The organism is Pinibacter soli, from assembly GCF_029961145.1.
GTDB classification, from domain to species: Bacteria; Bacteroidota; Bacteroidia; order Chitinophagales; family Chitinophagaceae; genus Pinibacter; species Pinibacter soli.
In genome coordinates, this window is record NZ_JASBRG010000004.1 from 19,651 (window position 1) to 36,277 (window position 16,627).

The 16,627-nt window shown below is 40.9% G+C and carries 20 protein-coding genes; 11 read left to right on the plus strand and 9 right to left on the minus strand.

Annotation, left to right across the window (positions count from 1 at the left end):
• Positions 1–34 precede the first annotated feature (34 nt).
• Positions 35–415 carry a YciI family protein gene (locus QJ048_RS06970; RefSeq protein WP_282333622.1) on the minus strand — a complete coding sequence of 127 codons (381 nt, stop codon included), beginning with the start codon at positions 413–415 and terminating at the stop codon, positions 35–37.
• 240 nt (positions 416–655) lie between these two features.
• Between QJ048_RS06970 and QJ048_RS06975 the strand changes: the two genes are divergently transcribed.
• Complete coding sequence (locus tag QJ048_RS06975; protein ID WP_282333623.1) at positions 656–1,825, plus strand: porin; 1,170 nt, start codon at positions 656–658, stop codon at positions 1,823–1,825.
• Between the two features lie 103 nt (positions 1,826–1,928).
• Here the strand turns inward: QJ048_RS06975 and QJ048_RS06980 are convergent, their stop codons facing one another.
• The gene (locus QJ048_RS06980; RefSeq protein WP_282333625.1) at positions 1,929–2,237 is read right to left on the minus strand and encodes a ribosomal maturation YjgA family protein; all 309 of its coding nucleotides are present in this window, start codon (positions 2,235–2,237) and stop codon (positions 1,929–1,931) included.
• A 139-nt stretch (positions 2,238–2,376) separates the two neighbouring features.
• Between QJ048_RS06980 and QJ048_RS06985 the strand changes: the two genes are divergently transcribed.
• Positions 2,377–2,859, plus strand: a complete 483-nt coding sequence (locus QJ048_RS06985; RefSeq protein WP_282333626.1) for a hypothetical protein — start codon at positions 2,377–2,379, stop codon at positions 2,857–2,859.
• 39 nt (positions 2,860–2,898) lie between these two features.
• Here QJ048_RS06985 and QJ048_RS06990 read toward each other — a convergent pair whose 3' ends face one another.
• The gene (locus QJ048_RS06990) at positions 2,899–4,083 is read right to left on the minus strand and encodes an NAD(P)-dependent malic enzyme (RefSeq protein WP_282333627.1); all 1,185 of its coding nucleotides are present in this window, start codon (positions 4,081–4,083) and stop codon (positions 2,899–2,901) included.
• Positions 4,084–4,392: 309 nt separating this feature from the next.
• Between QJ048_RS06990 and QJ048_RS06995 the strand changes: the two genes are divergently transcribed.
• The 3 genes from QJ048_RS06995 to QJ048_RS07005 all read left to right on the plus strand — a co-directional run bounded on the left by QJ048_RS06995 (position 4,393) and on the right by QJ048_RS07005 (position 7,143).
• Positions 4,393–5,631, plus strand: coding sequence for a peptidase U32 family protein (locus tag QJ048_RS06995; RefSeq protein WP_282333628.1), 1,239 nt, complete (start codon positions 4,393–4,395; stop codon positions 5,629–5,631).
• Positions 5,632–5,679: 48 nt separating this feature from the next.
• Positions 5,680–5,904 carry a ferredoxin gene (locus QJ048_RS07000; RefSeq protein ID WP_282333629.1) on the plus strand — a complete coding sequence of 75 codons (225 nt, stop codon included), beginning with the start codon at positions 5,680–5,682 and terminating at the stop codon, positions 5,902–5,904.
• 282 nt (positions 5,905–6,186) lie between these two features.
• Positions 6,187–7,143, plus strand: a complete 957-nt coding sequence (locus QJ048_RS07005; protein ID WP_282333630.1) for a M23 family metallopeptidase — start codon at positions 6,187–6,189, stop codon at positions 7,141–7,143.
• 43 nt (positions 7,144–7,186) lie between these two features.
• Here the strand turns inward: QJ048_RS07005 and QJ048_RS07010 are convergent, their stop codons facing one another.
• The 6 genes from QJ048_RS07010 to QJ048_RS07035 form a co-directional block, all read right to left on the minus strand.
• Positions 7,187–7,777 carry a YdeI/OmpD-associated family protein gene (locus tag QJ048_RS07010; RefSeq protein WP_282333631.1) on the minus strand — a complete coding sequence of 197 codons (591 nt, stop codon included), beginning with the start codon at positions 7,775–7,777 and terminating at the stop codon, positions 7,187–7,189.
• A gap of 48 nt (positions 7,778–7,825) precedes the next feature.
• Entirely contained in the window at positions 7,826–8,914 is a 1,089-nt protein-coding gene (gene cax / locus QJ048_RS07015) for a calcium/proton exchanger (protein ID WP_282333632.1), read from the minus strand.
• A 54-nt stretch (positions 8,915–8,968) separates the two neighbouring features.
• Complete coding sequence (locus QJ048_RS07020) at positions 8,969–9,640, minus strand: ion channel (RefSeq protein WP_282333633.1); 672 nt, start codon at positions 9,638–9,640, stop codon at positions 8,969–8,971.
• Between the two features lie 255 nt (positions 9,641–9,895).
• The gene (locus QJ048_RS07025; protein WP_282333634.1) at positions 9,896–11,047 is read right to left on the minus strand and encodes an FAD-dependent monooxygenase; all 1,152 of its coding nucleotides are present in this window, start codon (positions 11,045–11,047) and stop codon (positions 9,896–9,898) included.
• 164 nt (positions 11,048–11,211) lie between these two features.
• Positions 11,212–11,820 carry a DinB family protein gene (locus QJ048_RS07030; RefSeq protein ID WP_282333635.1) on the minus strand — a complete coding sequence of 203 codons (609 nt, stop codon included), beginning with the start codon at positions 11,818–11,820 and terminating at the stop codon, positions 11,212–11,214.
• Positions 11,821–12,011: 191 nt separating this feature from the next.
• Positions 12,012–12,992 carry a GlxA family transcriptional regulator gene (locus tag QJ048_RS07035; protein WP_282333636.1) on the minus strand — a complete coding sequence of 327 codons (981 nt, stop codon included), beginning with the start codon at positions 12,990–12,992 and terminating at the stop codon, positions 12,012–12,014.
• A gap of 425 nt (positions 12,993–13,417) precedes the next feature.
• On the opposite strand from QJ048_RS07035, the gene QJ048_RS07040 reads away from it, so the two are divergent.
• The 6 genes from QJ048_RS07040 to QJ048_RS07060 all read left to right on the plus strand — a co-directional run bounded on the left by QJ048_RS07040 (position 13,418) and on the right by QJ048_RS07060 (position 16,560).
• Positions 13,418–13,885 (plus strand): SRPBCC family protein, encoded by a 468-nt coding sequence (locus tag QJ048_RS07040; protein ID WP_282333637.1) that lies wholly within the window; start codon positions 13,418–13,420, stop codon positions 13,883–13,885.
• A gap of 56 nt (positions 13,886–13,941) precedes the next feature.
• A complete protein-coding gene (locus QJ048_RS07045; RefSeq protein ID WP_282333638.1) occupies positions 13,942–14,406 on the plus strand; it encodes an SRPBCC family protein in 465 nt (154 codons plus the stop codon).
• Positions 14,407–14,601: 195 nt separating this feature from the next.
• Positions 14,602–15,024: a VOC family protein gene (locus QJ048_RS07050; RefSeq protein WP_282333639.1), complete on the plus strand. Its 423-nt coding sequence runs from the start codon at positions 14,602–14,604 to the stop codon at positions 15,022–15,024.
• A gap of 178 nt (positions 15,025–15,202) precedes the next feature.
• Complete coding sequence (locus QJ048_RS07055; protein ID WP_282333640.1) at positions 15,203–15,715, plus strand: DinB family protein; 513 nt, start codon at positions 15,203–15,205, stop codon at positions 15,713–15,715.
• 17 nt (positions 15,716–15,732) lie between these two features.
• Positions 15,733–15,855, plus strand: a complete 123-nt coding sequence (locus tag QJ048_RS23440) for a serpin family protein (protein WP_425607789.1) — start codon at positions 15,733–15,735, stop codon at positions 15,853–15,855.
• Positions 15,856–15,978: 123 nt separating this feature from the next.
• Positions 15,979–16,560, plus strand: coding sequence for an HPP family protein (locus QJ048_RS07060; protein WP_282333641.1), 582 nt, complete (start codon positions 15,979–15,981; stop codon positions 16,558–16,560).
• The last annotated feature ends 67 nt before the right edge of the window (positions 16,561–16,627 follow it).

Sequence of the window (16,627 nt, forward strand, 5' to 3'; positions counted from 1 at the left end):
TAGATCAGTCTAATCAGTGTCATCTGTGTGCCCACTACTTCGGATACACAAAATCCGTCTCCATTTCCTTCGTTTTAATTGGCCTTACTTCTATCGTTGCGGAAGGAACAAATGCAAATTCCGGGTTTTGCTTTGCTATTTCCACCGCTTCGTCGATGTCATTTGCTGTAATGTGGTAATAGCCAACCTGCACTTCTTTTGTTGGGTCGATGGGTTTGGATACCCAGGTGCGGTCACGTTTGGCAATAAGAAAACCTTCTCTTACGATAGGTTGTGCAGCAATCAATTTACCTTTTGCTTTTAGCAATCCAATATACGCTTCGCATTGTTTGATGAATGCTAAATGTTCGTCGGCTGACAGCGCGGCTTTGGCATCTCCGGCATTTCGAATGTAAAGCATGAATTCTTGTGCCATAATTTTTGGTTTGGTTTTTAACCAAATAATCTCAATCAAAATTACGCTGTTTTAAATTATGAGTTTTGAGTCTTTAAATTATCGGAAGCACAATTAAATGAACAAAATCATTTACTAACGCGACTTTCATCATTTCTCTCCTGTGCAGATATTCGCATCTTGCGCCGTATTTATGACCAATTGATCACAACAAGATCCATTCTTTTTTAAAAAGTGCCACCCACCAAATCACTGATATTTATGAATCAATACGCTGTTCTTAAACAGGGTCTCAAGGTATTGTTTCCTGTAGCCTTTATAGTTATTTTTTTCAATCAGCCATTGCATGGACAGGAAAAGAAAGATACCTGTTCAAACTATTCAGCCATCAAGCGAGCCATCACTTTCAACGCTTTGCTTCAGGTACGCTACATGGCTTCCCTTACTCACAATGTGGACGTTACAGGCAAGCATTTCGATCCGGCCGTTACGAAAGGCGTCACCAATACATTTTCCCTACGCAGGGCCCGCTTCATGGTGAAGGCTGCGGTGAACGACCGGTTCTCTACTAACTTCATGTTTAACTTTGCTGAGTTTAGCGGAAACACGGCAAATAAAGTGGTGGAGAATGCTTTTGTAAAATATTCGGCGAATAAGCATTTCAATATCCAGGCAGGACAGTTCAGGCCTTTCTTTGGCATTGAAGATCTGATACCTGCAGAGTTAGTCAGAACGCTGGATTACTCCAATCAATATTCATTGTTTGCAGCCAACGGCTGGCAGGGGTTTCAGTTGGGTGTATCTGTATTCGGAAATATATCAGGCGATGACAAGAAGTTCGTTAAATACTATGCCGGTATTTATAACGGCAACAATCGCAACCAACCCAGTGACAACGACAATACAAAAAATGTGTACGGAAGATTAGAAACCACTTTATCTGAACATTTTACGTTGGGTGCCAACGCCGCGTCTGGTAGTTTTGGTGCAGGTACCGGCTTCGCATGGGGCGGTGATGTAACAGGCAAAATTGATCTCTGCGAAAACAAGAAATGGGAACTGCTGCTAACCGCTGAAGGTAAGTCGGGCACCAATTTCAATTTATTCAACGCCGCAACTACTCTTAAGCCGCAACTCTCCAATTGCAAAATGTGGGGCATCTACGTTTTTCCACTGGTGCGTTATAACTACAATAATGCCCGCTTAAGGGCACTTGAATTTTCATCACGGTACGAGTACCTGAACGAAAATTCTATATTGGGAGACAATCCGTATCAAGTCATTACGCCAAACGTTTCTTTTGTTTTTGCAGATGATATGTACGCAACATTGCAAGTAGGCTCCAACATTGAAGTATTCAAACACAATGTGCCGCTGACGACTTGTTATAGCCAGAGCCTGATGTATTTGCAGTTGCAATTGAGGTTTTGAGTTTTTAGCTATAAATCATGAGTTATGCGTTCTCAATCGAAGAAGGTTTTCTAAAACCAGCACCAGCAAAATTCCTAAGATATAAGAAAGGATATCTATCCACTCAAAATGACACGCCGATAACAAGCCTTGCCAGCTTGTTGTTGCTTAGTCCAATTCTATCTACAAAATGAAGATATTGTAACGTTTCAATCAGGAAAGAAAACAACAGAACAGCAATCGCCGTTTTAAGGAACGGTGTATCCACAAAAGATTTTACAAAGCAGTAGATCAATATAACAACGAGAAAATCTCCGCCGTAAGGTCTTATGATCGTATCATGAACATATTTCGCAATGAACACTTCCGTGGCAAACAACGCAATCGTGAGAGCGAAATAAATCCAGTTAAATTTGAAAAGTTTACCTATCATTTTATTGGCTATGTAAATGAATCGCAGCAAATATCGACAGGAATTTGAAAACTCTGTATCAATAAAAGATGATTTGGAACAAACACTTTGTAGTTTACAGTTTTGCCGGCAACCCTGGTGCAAATATGAGCCTTAAACAATGGAAGATTTTTCAACAGAAATACAAGCTTTTTCCAATAAAAAGTTCACAGAAGTTCTCCAAAAAACCAACTTCATAAAAAGAGTTGGCATCGCTATGTTTTCAATCATCTTGATCACAACAGTATTTGGAGTTTACTGCGACAATCTGCTAAAAAGAGAACATGCCTTTACGTTGGGGAGAGTTAATCATTACATGTGGAGTCCCGGTAAATACAGCGAAGGATATATCGTTTATGCGACCTTTGATGTAGGCGGTAAGACTTACACTTCGCAGATAGTGATTCATTCCTCCAAAAGCAGAAAGCTGGAGGGGCTGATTGAGGAAAAACTATTTAACAAGAATATCGAAATCGCATACGTTCCGAAATGGCCTTCAAAGAACGAGATTCTTTTATCGGAAGGCGGTTTCAAACACTACAACAGGACCATGCCGGACAGCCTGCAATGGATCAATGCCATATTCAATCCAGAAAAAAAATAAGCCTGCCCCAAGATCTCCCCGGGTACAGGCGTTCTATAATTAAACACACACACTTTCAATTCTTGCCACTCCCGTTTCCATTGCTACCTCCGCCACTGCCCTTGCCACTTCAACAGCCACTCTTTTATCAAACACATCGGGAATGATGTATTCAGGATTTAATTCGTCATCTGTTATAATTTCCGCAATGGCTTTCGCCGCAGCAATTTTCATTTCATCGTTAATATCGCTTGCACGTACATCAAGCGCTCCTCTGAAAATACCGGGAAATGCAAGCACATTGTTGATCTGGTTGGCAAAATCTGACCGGCCCGTTCCCACAATCTTCGCTCCTGCCCTTAATGCAACGTCAGGCATGATTTCAGGAATTGGATTTGCCATTGCAAAAATGATAGCATCTTTTGCCATTGATTGTACATCTGCTTCGGTTAATGAGTTTGGAGCAGATACGCCAATAAACACATCTGCGCCTTCGATCACCTCCGAAAGTTTCCCACTCTTTCTTTCGAGATTTGAAGTGCGGGCAATTTCCATTTTTTCGCGATTCAGATTTTCCCTGCCTTCATATACCGCCCCTGATCTGTCGCACAGAATTACTTTTTCAAGCCCCATGCTCATCAAAAGTTTCGCTACAGCAATGCCGGCAGCGCCGCAACCATTGATTACCACATTTATATCGTGAATATCTTTGTCAACAATTTTCAGTGCGTTCAACATCGCCGCAAGTGTAACGATCGCAGTACCATGCTGATCATCGTGAAACACAGGGATGTCGCACTCCGCACGCAACCGTCTTTCTATTTCAAAGCAGCGGGGAGCAGAAATATCTTCCAGGTTAATACCCGCAAAATTGCCTTCCAGGAGTTTAACAGTATTTACAATTTCATCAACACTTTTTGTGCGAAGGCACAAAGGGAACGCGTCTACGTTTGCAAATGTTTTGAACAAGGCACACTTTCCTTCCATTACCGGCATTCCAGCTTCCGGACCGATGTCGCCAAGACCCAGAACGGCAGTGCCATCTGTAATAACGGCCACGAGATTGTTACGTCTTGTATATTTATATGAGAGATCCACATCTTTTGATATTGCCAGACAAGGCTCCGCAACACCGGGAGTATAGGCAATGCTCAACTCCTCGCGGTTTGTGATCCTGGCATTGCAAACAACTTCAATCTTACCTGCCCACTGTTCGTGCATTTGAAGAGCTCTTTTCTTAAACATAGAAACGGTTTTTTGTGTTTAATGATTGTACATAAGTCGCAGAAATACGACAAGCGGCTGCACTTTATAAAGTAAAATGCAAAGGTACCTGAGTGGTTGTAGGCAGAACATGAAGTAAATCAGCCTTTTATTCTTCGTTTATTGATTTGTTAATTCCCAAAGGTCATAATAGTTGAAAACTGATTACCTGTTAACTGGTTTCTTACTTATCACCCATTACTCAAAACCAAATTCTTCGAACCTGATTTTCGTCACCCATTTTTATCATAAATGACTGCAACTTGCACTTCTTTTTTTAAAGTGTGAGCAATGCAGCAAACTAAAACAGTTGAGTTACTGGCCCCCGCGGGTAATTTTGAATCCTTGACAGCCGCCATACAAAGTGGCGCTAATGCTGTCTATTTTGGAATCGACCAACTCAACATGAGGGCAAGAGCCACGATGAATTTTACTTTGGACGACCTGCAGAGCATAGCGTTTCAATGTCATGCAAAGAATGTAAAAGCTTATCTCACTCTCAATACAATTATTTACGATCATGATCTTTCGTTGATTAAAAACATTATCAACAGAGCCAAGGCAGCGGGCATCGATGCTGTTATTGCTGCGGATCATGCAGTAATCGCTCAGGCAGCATCTATTGGAATGCCCGTTCACATTTCCACACAGGCAAATGTTTCCAATATAGAAACGGTCAAATTCTTCGCTCCTTTTGCGGATGTAATTGTGTTGGCAAGAGAATTGAGTTTGAAGCAAGTGGAAACAATTTGTAAAGAAATTCAAAGGCAAAATATTTGCGGAGTTTCCGGCAACCCAATAAAAATAGAGGTCTTTGCACATGGTGCTTTATGCATGGCCGTTTCAGGAAAATGTTATTTGAGTCTGCACAGCCATAACGCTTCTGCAAACCGTGGCGCCTGTATTCAAAACTGCCGCCATCGCTACAAGGTAACAGACATTGAAGATGATGTGGAGCTGGAAATAGACAACGAATATATCATGTCGTCAAAGGATCTCAAAACAATTGATTTTCTTGATCAGCTTTTACTTGCCGGCGTTGATGTATTAAAGATCGAAGGCCGCGGCCGCAGCCCTGAATATGTAAGCACCGTAACCGCATGCTACCGCGAAGCAATTGATGCTATAGCACAAAAAACATTTGACGAGGAAAAGATCAACCAATGGAACGAACGCCTCAAAGAAGTGTACAACCGTGATTTTTGGGGAGGTTATTTTCTTGGCAAAAAAATGGGCGAATGGAGCAATGCTGCCGGATCACAAGCAACCACGCAAAAGATCTATCTCGGCAAAGGCAAACATTATTTCTCCAAAACACAGATTGCAGAGTTTGAAATTGAAACCTATCAATTGAATGTCGGCGACCGCATTCTCATAACAGGGCCAACTACGGGTGTGTACGAAAGTATTATCACTTCATTGCACGTGAATGATGATGGCGCAAAAGACATCGCTGTAAAGGGCGACAGATGCGCATTTCCAGTTGACAAGCCAATCAGAACCTCGGATAAATTATATAAAATAGTTTAGTGCGAATATTTAGTGAGTTGAGAATTGGAAGTTGAAAATTATTAAATCATGCCCATCGTAGTATATAGAAGGAACAAATGCATTGGTTGCAATTACTGCACTGAACACGCTCCGGAATTTTGGCGCATGTCAAAGAAGGATGGTAAAAGTGTATTGCTTAACTCCGTTGAAAAAAGCGGCCGTTGGAACCTTCGCATAAGCGAAGCCGATATCGAAGCAAACAAACGGGCCGCAGACGCATGCCCGGTGAAAGTGATTGAAGTGAATACCTAGCATTACGTTAGGTGTTAAAAGCTAAAAGCATGTTCCATCATCCCGAGCAACGAGGCATCTGAGTCCTATTCAAGCAGAAGATCAAAACAAAACATTTAAGTTGTAAAGCACTAATTGTAGGCAAAGCCTTAGATTGGTTCGATAATGCGCCAACGATCCTTTAAATATTTTCCTTGCAACTGTTGTTGAGCTTTGTATATAGCGAGCTTTTCTAAGACATTTATTTGATTCAATAAAAAATGGAATTAGTTTTGGGCTGTTCCAAAAGACAATCCCCCACAAATGAATGAAAGGTCTAAAATTGCGATTAAGTTAATAACATCGCATATTGTTTTACTCTTGGTCTTAATTTTATTCTCTGTAATGTTAACCAATGACCGCTTCCTTTCTCTTTCAATAACTCAAACAGTATTGATTATCTTATACCTCGCAGGATATTGGGAGTTCTTTGGAATTAAATTCAGAAAATTGTTTTGTTTAACATCACAAGTTGCCATCATCACAATATTTTTTTGGAAATATCAAAAAGGCTGGAATAACCATACTAATCCTTACTTGATCATTAGCCTTGCTGCTATTCAAGCCTATCTACTTTTTGAATTGATAAAAATACTTTTTGTAACCTTAAAAAAAGACAAAGTATTTGTGGAAATATCGTTTCCTTTTAGATCCGGAGACTATTTAATTACAGATGGCGGAAATTCTAAAATTAGTCGCCTGATGAATTATCATTACTATTCGCCGATACATAAGAAGAACAAAACAAACAATTCAATGCTCTATGCTACAGATATAGTGAAAATTACCAAAACCCATTTTCTTCCAAAAACTAATAATGAATATCCCATTTTTGGTGAGAATCTTTATAGCCCTATGGAGGGTATTGTCGTAAAAGTCGAAAAAAGCATTCCTGATAACGATACATTTTCTGGAAATTACCCCTATAATACTGGTAATACTGTTGTAATAAAAAAAAATAACCATTATTTGTTGGTAGGCCATTTAAAAAAAGACAGTATAAAGGTTAAGCCAGGCGATATTGTCAATAAAAATGATTTGCTTGGATTGGTTGGAAATTCAGGTTGGACAGAAAGGCCCCACTTACACATGCAATTAATCGAGAGTGATTCCGATAATTATTGGCGTGGAAAAGGCATTTGCATTAGATACAAAAATTTAAATCTATATAAAAACAGGTTGATCAAAGTACAAAACATGGATCACACTACTATCTTGTAGAAACGTGGTGTAGCCAATATTTCAGCTTGGTCCTATCTATCTACTATTTCTTGTTGTATTTATTATCTTTCCACCTGTTCGTTCCGGCTGCACAGTCGGAAATCAATTGTTGCAGTCGTTTTAATTGGGTGCCGTTCTGTTTTGCGGTCATCACCCAACTTATAGATAGCTTCCTGTAAGAAGGCGCCAGCGATTGAAAATATTTCCACGCTTTTTCGTTTGCACTGAACTGCTTTTTAAACTCAGCATCTAGCTCTATTTCCTCATTTTCGTGTGGATACACTCTTGATTTACTTTCTGTTCTTTTGGAAAAGCTTTCCAATCCGGCGGGTTGCATCAGGCCCTGCCTTGTCAGCTCTTCAACTTTTGTGATGTTAACGGCACTCCAAATACTATTAGGTTTACGTTGCGTAAACCGGATTTGGTAGCTCTCTTCATCGATTGATTTTCGCACGGCATCTATCCAGCCAAAACAAAGAGCCTCATCAACAGCATCTGACCAGGTTATACTGGTTTTTCCGCTGCCGACTTTATAAAATCCAACCAACAATTCTGTTTCCTTTTTATGATTTTTCTGCAGCCATTTTCTAAAATCGGATTTCTTTTCAAAGAATACTGGTCCTTCATTCTTCATGAACGCTTTGTTTTGCTAAAGGTAAGAATAAGCATGCAGCCATGTTTTCTAATCCAGAAAATAGAGCGTTACGCCAAAGATCGCGTACACGGACAGCAGGAGCACCCCGAGGTACCACGTGGACTTTCCGTGATTGGACGTGAGCGCCACCGTTAATGTTCCAAACAAAAGCATAAAGATCAATCCGCCTTTAAAGCTGAGATCCATGTGAGCAGGCGCAATAAAGTAACTGAGCATCACCATAAGCGGTGTTACGAAAAGAGCGATCTGCGCAGAGCTGCCCATAGCAATACCTACGCTGATATCCAGCTTGTTTTTCTTGGCGGCAGAAAATGCTGACATCATTTCGGCTGCTGCACCTACTATCGGTATAATGATGAATCCTACGAACCCCTGTGACAATCCCATTTTTTCGGAAGCATCTTGCACACCTTCCACAAAAATCTCACTCACTATGGCAATACAAGTCGCTGATATTATAAGCACAATTACAGCTGTCTTTACGGGCCACACATGTTCTTCGCCATGTCCACCTTCTACTTCTTCCGACTTGAAAAAATTCGAATGGGTTTTTAATGAAAAAAATAAACTCAGCAAATAAACGACCATTAATAAAATCGCAATACCAAGGCTGATCTTTTCCAATGGCACCGTTTTTTCACCCTCAGAAACTTTCGCTACAACGGTAGGCACCATTAAAGCGATGCAAACAACAAACAACAATGATGATTGAATGAATGCATTCAGCCTGTTAAAGTTTTGAACTCTATATTTTAGCCCGCCTTGTAAAAAAGACATTCCCAGCATGAACAACGAGTTGGTAACCACAGCGCCGGCAATAGAAGCTTTTACAAGATCTATCAAACCCTGATTCAGCGCTGCAATGAAGATCACCATTTCTGTAAGATTGCCCAATGTTGCGTTAAGCAAACCACCGATGGTATCGCCGGTTTTGGCGGCAATGCCTTCAGTGGCGTGCGATAGAAAGGCTGCCAGCGGGATGATTGCAATCAGCGACAGAAGGAACATTAATGTGTCCGATCCACTATGAGTCCAATGCAATATCAATACAATTGGTACGGCAATGCCCATCCAAAAAATGGGTTTTGATTTGATGTCTTTTACAAACTGGTTCATAAAGTTGGGGAGTTGTTATTGAATGGTTAGTTGGAATCAGATTGATTGATTTATTTATTTTTGTTTTCTTTCTTTTGACGATTCAAATTCCATCGACACAAGCCGCGCTATCAACACTGCGGGATACAACTGCCCTATCAGTGCTTCCATGTTTGCCAGCGATCTGCTAAAAGGCAATGCCGGATTAATATCACCATAACCAGCAGTGGTCAATGTTGTAAGACTGAAATACATGAATTCCTTTCTATCCGATGAGGCCAATCCTTTAAAGGCAGCGCCTCCCTCAATCAGGTAAATCGTTTGATACAATAAAGCAAATATGAAACTGAGGAGGAGATAAACCACTACCGCACCAAATACCCGGTGCACGGTTACGGGGCCGTCGTGGAACGTGCGAAGCAGTACTACCCAGCTAAGCAGCATGCAATACAAAACGGTAAGTAAGTTGTTAATCACATCCAGCGATGGAGAACGGAATATTGCGCCGAGAATAATGAGGACAACCAGGGCGGAGACAATTAATTTCAGGATGAAATTCTCGAAAAATATCAATATGCCGGTTACAAGTAAACAAATGTAGAAAGCAAAGAAGATCAGTCTGCCAAAGGTAGTGCCCTGCCCAAATGGAATAACGATGAAAATGTGTATAAATAGAATACAAAGCAAAACGGTAAGGCTTGCTTCCTGGGCCCAGAGTGACTGAATTTTTTTGCCAACTGCGTTCATATCGGAGCGGGTTACTTATGACGAATAAGCTCATCCGAAATGAAACAAAGGACGGCGGGAAATTGTTCGAATGACTGAATAAACTGAATGGACTGAGGGGGAATTACTGAATAATAGAATTATTGAAGGCCAGAGACCGAAGAGTATGTTGCACATACACCTCCAGTTTATTCAGTCTATTCAGTTTATTCTGTTCATTCTGTTTCAAATCAAATCAATGTACATCAGTTTAATCTGCGTCATCTGCCTGCTCTCTCAAAAGTCCACTTTCAGCACCTTTCGTACTTGTGTTTGTTTAAATTTCTCAGGCAGCGAGCGCATGAAAGTGTTCCTGAGGCGGCAGAGCAATGCATTTTCCATTTGGGCCATTCTCCCCAACACCCAGGAAGTGTTTGTAATATTGCGGGTGCGTGCCAGGCGCCTTTTTTCGAAGCCAAGAAAAGCTTCCGGTGCCGTTTTATGTTTCGCCAGTTCGTCGGCCAGCACAATGGCGTCCTCTATGCCCTGGCAGGCGCCTTGTCCCATATTGGGCGTTGTGGCGTGCGCAGCGTCGCCAATAAGCAAAATGTTGCCAAATGCAAAATGCTGTAATGGCCTGAGGTCAATAATATCACTCCAGATCAACGCTTCATCGGGAGTTTGAGCAAGCAATGTTTGTATGTCCTGGTGGTATGATACGAATTCTTTTTGCAGATCAGCGACTTTAAAGCCACGCATTGTTACATCATTCTGCTGAGCGTTGATACAGGCGAACCAATACACCTTATCGTCGGCAAGGGGCGCTATGCCAAACCGTCCTTTTGCGCCCCATGTTTCCGAACTCCCCGCTTCGTTGAACCGGGCGGTATTTACAACAGCCCTCCAACAGGTATAGCCGGCATATCTTGGCGTTGATTCAGGAAGTAACAGTTTTCGTACCGGAGAATGAATGCCGTCTGCGGCGATGAGATAAGTCGTCGCATGGGTGGTTCCATCTTCAAAATGCAATACAATTTCATTTTCCATTTGCTCGAAAGACCTGAGTCTTTTATTCGTATGTATAGGAGTCGCAGGAATTTTTGACAACAAAACATTATGCAATACGGCGCGGTGTATGGTAAAATTATCCGGCGCTCCATCTACTGACAAAAACGTTGTGTCAGTTCTGGTGATCAATTTGCCACCGGAGGAAAGAATATCGAATCCTGACAATTGTTTTCCCAAAGGAATGATATCTGTATCTATACCCAGCTTGCGATATGCCAGCATTGCATTTGCTGCGAGTACAATTCCCGCTCCCACAGGCTTCACTTCCGGCGCAGCCTCGAAGATGGTAGTCTTTATCCCTTTCTGTGAAAGCGCTATGCCAGCAGTAAGCCCGGCAATACCGCCGCCTATGATGGCGAATGTTTCGTTGGTTTGGATCATGATGCAAGATAAACCTCAATTAAGAATTAGGAATTAAGAATTCTTCAGGTGCAACTTTTGCATTAATGCAAAAGCCTTTCTAAATGAAAAGTGCAGCATCCAATTATGAAGACTGCACCTTTAATTCGTAATTCTTATTTCTTATTTTCTAATTTCCGTTTCCTTTATTGTTTCGGAAAACCAGGATCTGCTTTTACTTCATTCAATTGTTGCGTGTGCCTGTTAGTGTGTGCACCGATCAGCAATATCATTTGATACGCATCTGCTTTACCAAAAGGCAGTTTGGATACATGGTTCCTCAAATCCTCGTCTGTACCTTGTACATATTTGATGAGATTGTCTCTGTCAGTATTAAACTGCGCCAAAGTTTCCGCCAGTGTTTTGTAAGGAGAATTCACGGGTTTGAAAGGCTCGGGAGCCTGCGCTTTGTGGCTTCTGTCTTCGATCATTGCAACAAACTGTTCATCAGTAAAACTTGTTTTAAAAGCGCTGTCGTTTGGCGCTTTTGCCATCTTTTGCTGACCTTCGAATATGCCTTTTGAAGAGAGCGTGATATGCTGTACACACTCCAATACAGACCAGCGATCTGGCGCAGGCTTAAAATTCAATTGTGCGTCGGACAAACCTTGTACACTGGCGAGAAGATCGTTTTTAGTTTTGTTGAGAAGATCAACAGCAAACTTTCTTTCAGCATCGGTAAGCCCCTTTTTGTTGTACGTTGTAAAACTACCGAACAAAACGGGAAAGAATAACAGTAAGAATAATGATTTCATGGTGTTTAGCTTTTTTAATGTTAAGCGATGTAAAGGTAGAAACATATTTGAGGAACTAGTAACTGATTAACTGAACAACTGAATGGTTGAACGTCAAATAGCGTGACTGTTCTTCGATCTCAAATAATTCAGTTATTCGATTATCCGTCGTTATTCAGTCATTCAGTTACTCAGTTATTCAGTAATTTCTCTCAAACCGCAACTCTCTCCTTGCTATACTTACTTTTATAATCCAGCGGAGACAGTCCGGTCACTTTCTTGAAGACTTCCCTGAAGGCCTTGTCATCATTATACCCCACGTCATTCATGATCTCGTAAATTGATTTACGGCCTTTCTCCAATTCTTTTTTAGCAGCTTCAACTTTCACACGTTGCAGATACTCTACAGGTGTATTTCCGGTGGCTTTAATAAATCTTCTGTCAAAATTGCGACGGCTGATGGCGAGCTGCGATGCCAGTTTTTCAAATGAAATTTTTTCATCAATATTCTCTTCAATATATTTTTGCGCTTCGGTGATCACTTCATCACCATGCCCCTTTTGTATATGAAAGATAGAGAACTGCGATTGTGTTGTTCTTTCTATGTCTATCTGAAAAATCTTGGAGCAAAAGATTGCTACCGATCTGTCAAACAATTTTTCCACGAGGTACAACATAAGATTCAAAAATGAATAACCACCTCCATTTGTGTAAATGCCATTTTCATCAGTGATGATCTTATCCTGCAAAACCTTCACGTTGGGATACATTTCCCTGAAAGCCTCCGTGGAGTTCCAGTGTGTCGAACAGGTCTTTCCTTCCAGCAAACCCGTTGCCGCAAGGAGGAATGCACCCGAACACATACTCGCAATTTCCGCGCCATTCTTATATTGCTCACCTATCCAATCAATCAATGCCTCATTCTTTTTGATCGTCTCTTTATAGTCGCCAAATATGGATGGAATGATCAGCAGATCAGTTTTTTTAATCGTTCTTATGTCGGTGGGATGAACGGTGAAATAGCCCTTGCTTATTACAGATTCCTTAACAAAGCCCGCAATAAGGATATCAAGCTTTGGCCGGTTGCCAATTTTTTGCCAATAGTCATTTGCCCTGCTTAGAATTTCCCACGCACCGGCTACACTGTTTAGGTTGAGTTCACAGTCCGGAACAACTATTGTAATATTCTTCATAAAAAATCTTTCCATAAATGTAGACAAAACCACTGTCCAAATCAACCCCTCAGAAAGTCTATTTCACACCCTGCTAATTTCTTATTTAGACAATAGCTTTGATCCCGGAAACAGTTTCTTCATCAAATGCTTTTTTTATGGGCCGGGCTGAGGGAATACTATTGAGCTTCCGTTGCGTCGCACACTTGTGCATTTAGAATAATATTGAGCAATGCGGCACAGACGCTGAATAAAGAACTAAAGGTACAAGTTCCGATTTCACTTCGTATCGGAATCCCGATGAGATATTGAATCGGGACGACGCAAGCAAAGCTTAATAGATAATCTGTCGCTTGGTTCATCGAGAAAACTCCCCCAACGCTACCCTTCCTGAATTATTTGATGGAGAACTGACCAAACAACATTCACGCAAAAATCAACACTATATGAACAGTAAAAATTTCAGCATCGCATTCGATGTCGATCAATCTCCGCGCGAAGTTTTCAATGCTGTAACCAGCGTTACAAAATGGTGGATAGAAAAAATAAAGGGCGACTCTACAAAACTGAATGATGAGTTTTCCGTTCAGTTTTTTGTAGACGTTCATTATTCCAAACAAAAACTGATCGAGGTTATTCCTGACAAAAAAGTGGTTTGGCTGATAACTGACAGCAACCTTAGCTTTCTTCAAAACAAGCAGGAATGGACAAACACGCAGGTCGTTTTTGAAATTTCACAGCATGGTGATAAAACACACTTAGAGTTCACGCACGTTGGCCTCACTCCAACTATTGAATGCTATAAAGATTGCTCCAATGGATGGAACCAGTATATCTCAAGCCTTTACAAACTGATCACCACCGGAAAGGGCGAGCCTGAAAAAATGGTGGAGGAAACCCAGCAACAGGATTAGCTTTAAGACAACTTTCACCTAATCTCACAAACGTTTTAAACACATAAATAAACACCATGACACCAAAAGATTTTACCACCACCATACTGGTGGACCAAGCGCCGAACAAAGTTTTCAATGCAGTGAACAATGTTCGCGGTTGGTGGTCAGAAAATATTAATGGCGGCACCGAAAAACAGAACGATGTTTTCGACTACCAATTCGAAGATGCACATATCGCCAAAATAAAGCTTGAAGAAGTAGTTCCCAACAAAAGAGTGGTTTGGCACATGCTAAAAAACTATTTCAAATTCACAAAAGATACAAGTGAATTAACGGATTCCAGGGTCATCTTTGATATCGCAGCAAAAGGCAATCAAACGCAGCTTACATTCACTCACGAGGGATTGATGCCTGCCTGCGAATGCTATGATATCTGCCAGAAAGCATGGACGCATTATGTACGGGAGAGTTTGCATGATCTCATCACCGCAGGCAAAGGCGAACCTAATCCAAAAGAAGGCGCCTTGAATGCAGATTAGTAATTGAATAACTGAATCTTCAAAACTGTTTTAGATTTCTTCCACCACCAAGACACTAAGAACACTAAGTTTTACTAAGAGAATGCCTTAGTGAAACTTAGTGTTCTTAGTGCCTTAGTGTTAAATATTAGAGCGCATAAACTATACACACTGTCGATTATTCAATCTACTTTTGGCGTCAATAAACAACACACAATGACAAACAAAATGTATCCATGTCTTTGGTTCGACGGCAAGGCATCTGAAGCGGCAAACTATTATTGCTCAATTTTCAAAGACTCCAAAATCATTTCTGAAAATACTTTTGTGAGTATGTTTGAGTTGAACGGCAATAAATTCATGGCAATTAATGGAGGTCCGCAATACAAATTCACTCCGGCTACTTCATTTGTAATCGAATGCGACACCCAGGAAGAAATAGATTACTACTGGGAAAGTCTGGGCAAGGAAGGAAGATATGACCGGTGCGGCTGGCTGGATGATAAATATGGAGTATCGTGGCAAATTGTGCCAACTGTGTTACACAAACTAATGGCCGATCCTGAAAAATCTCCGCGGGTTGTTGAGGCGTTTATGAAAATGTCAAAATTTGATATCGCTACATTGTTGAATGCTTAAACTGTAGAGACGTATTGAATACGTCTCCTATAAACGCGTGCGAAATGTGAAGGAGATGCGTTCAACTCGTCTCTACTGATTTTTAAATACATAATCTTTTCAATTTTCAACGAACTATCGTTAACAAAAAAGCCTTTTTATTTCTCTCACCCTTTTTCTATTTTGTAAGAAAAAAGCTATGAGCAAGATAAGAACAGACGGCTTTTTGCAGGAACTCAACAGTGAGTACAAAGCGACACGTGCATGCCTTGAAAGAATTCCTGAATCCTTGTTCGAATTCAAACCACATCCTAAATCAATGCAGCTGGGATACCTTGCATTGCTGGTTGCAGAAATTCCTTTATGGATCAAACATATGATCGTGGACAGCGAAATAGATTTCGCAACTTTCAAACATGAATCTCCCAAAACGACAGATGAAGTAGTAAATTTTTTCGAAAGAAATATGGAAGCGGCAAGAAACGCTTTGCAGGGCACGAATGATGAAGCGCTGTCCTCAACTAATTTTTCATTAAAAGCAAATGGAAACGTGTTGTACACAGCGCCGAAAATCGTAGACATTAGTACCACGCTTAACCATTGGGTGCATCACCGCGGGCAACTCACTGTATATATGCGTTTGAACGATATTGCTGTACCTTCGATCTATGGCCCATCGGCAGATGAGCAGACATTTGCACCACCGAAATAAACGAAAGTTGTAAGTTGGTGACATCAGGTACCACTTCCAGAGAATTTAAGCTGAACCACCCTTTCGTTTATCTTATCGTAGAAAAACAAACAGGCAGTATATTGTTTTCCGGCGCGGTTAATGATCCTTCAAAACATTGATAAATCTGTTTTTATAAAAACTCAAAGGCACAGTTTTCGAGCTGTGCCTTTGTTTTAAAAGAAGAAGTATGATTTTGATCATAAAAATCACGGCTTTATTATTTTTGTGCCCCACTAGCAACAATGAAGAAGAAATTAAAAAAACATTACAGGCTCGCAAGATTTATTGTTTACAAAGAGACCCTGGTTGATTACAAAGAACATTTATGGACCTTTCTGGGCTCATTTACTGCAATCGGATTGATTGGATTGATCCACAGCAAATACTTCACACTTAACGATAATGTCTTTCTGATAGGATCGTTTGGCGCTTCCGCAGTATTGATCTATGGCATCATCAACAGCCCGTTTTCACAGCCGCGAAATTTAATCGGAGGGCACTTGGTTTCAGCACTGGTAGGCGTTACTTTTCATAAATTACTTCCGGATTCTCTTTGGTTGTCGGCAGGGTTGTCGGTTTCTTTTGCGATCATTTTAATGCAGATCACTAAAACGCTTCATCCGCCGGGAGGCGCGACGGCCCTTATTGCCAACATTGGTTCTGATAAAATTCACAGCCTCGGTTATTTGTATGTGTTAAGTCCGGTTCTAACAGGCGTATTGATCCTGTTTGCTGTGGCGATGATTTTTAATAATCTAACCAGCCACAGGAAATATCCCAAAAATAAACATTGGTATAAGTTGTGGGAAAGAAAATACAGGTGAGCGATTGAATAACCGAATGATTGAATCATTGGATAATTGAAACGGAAAAAGCTTGATGCACATAAAC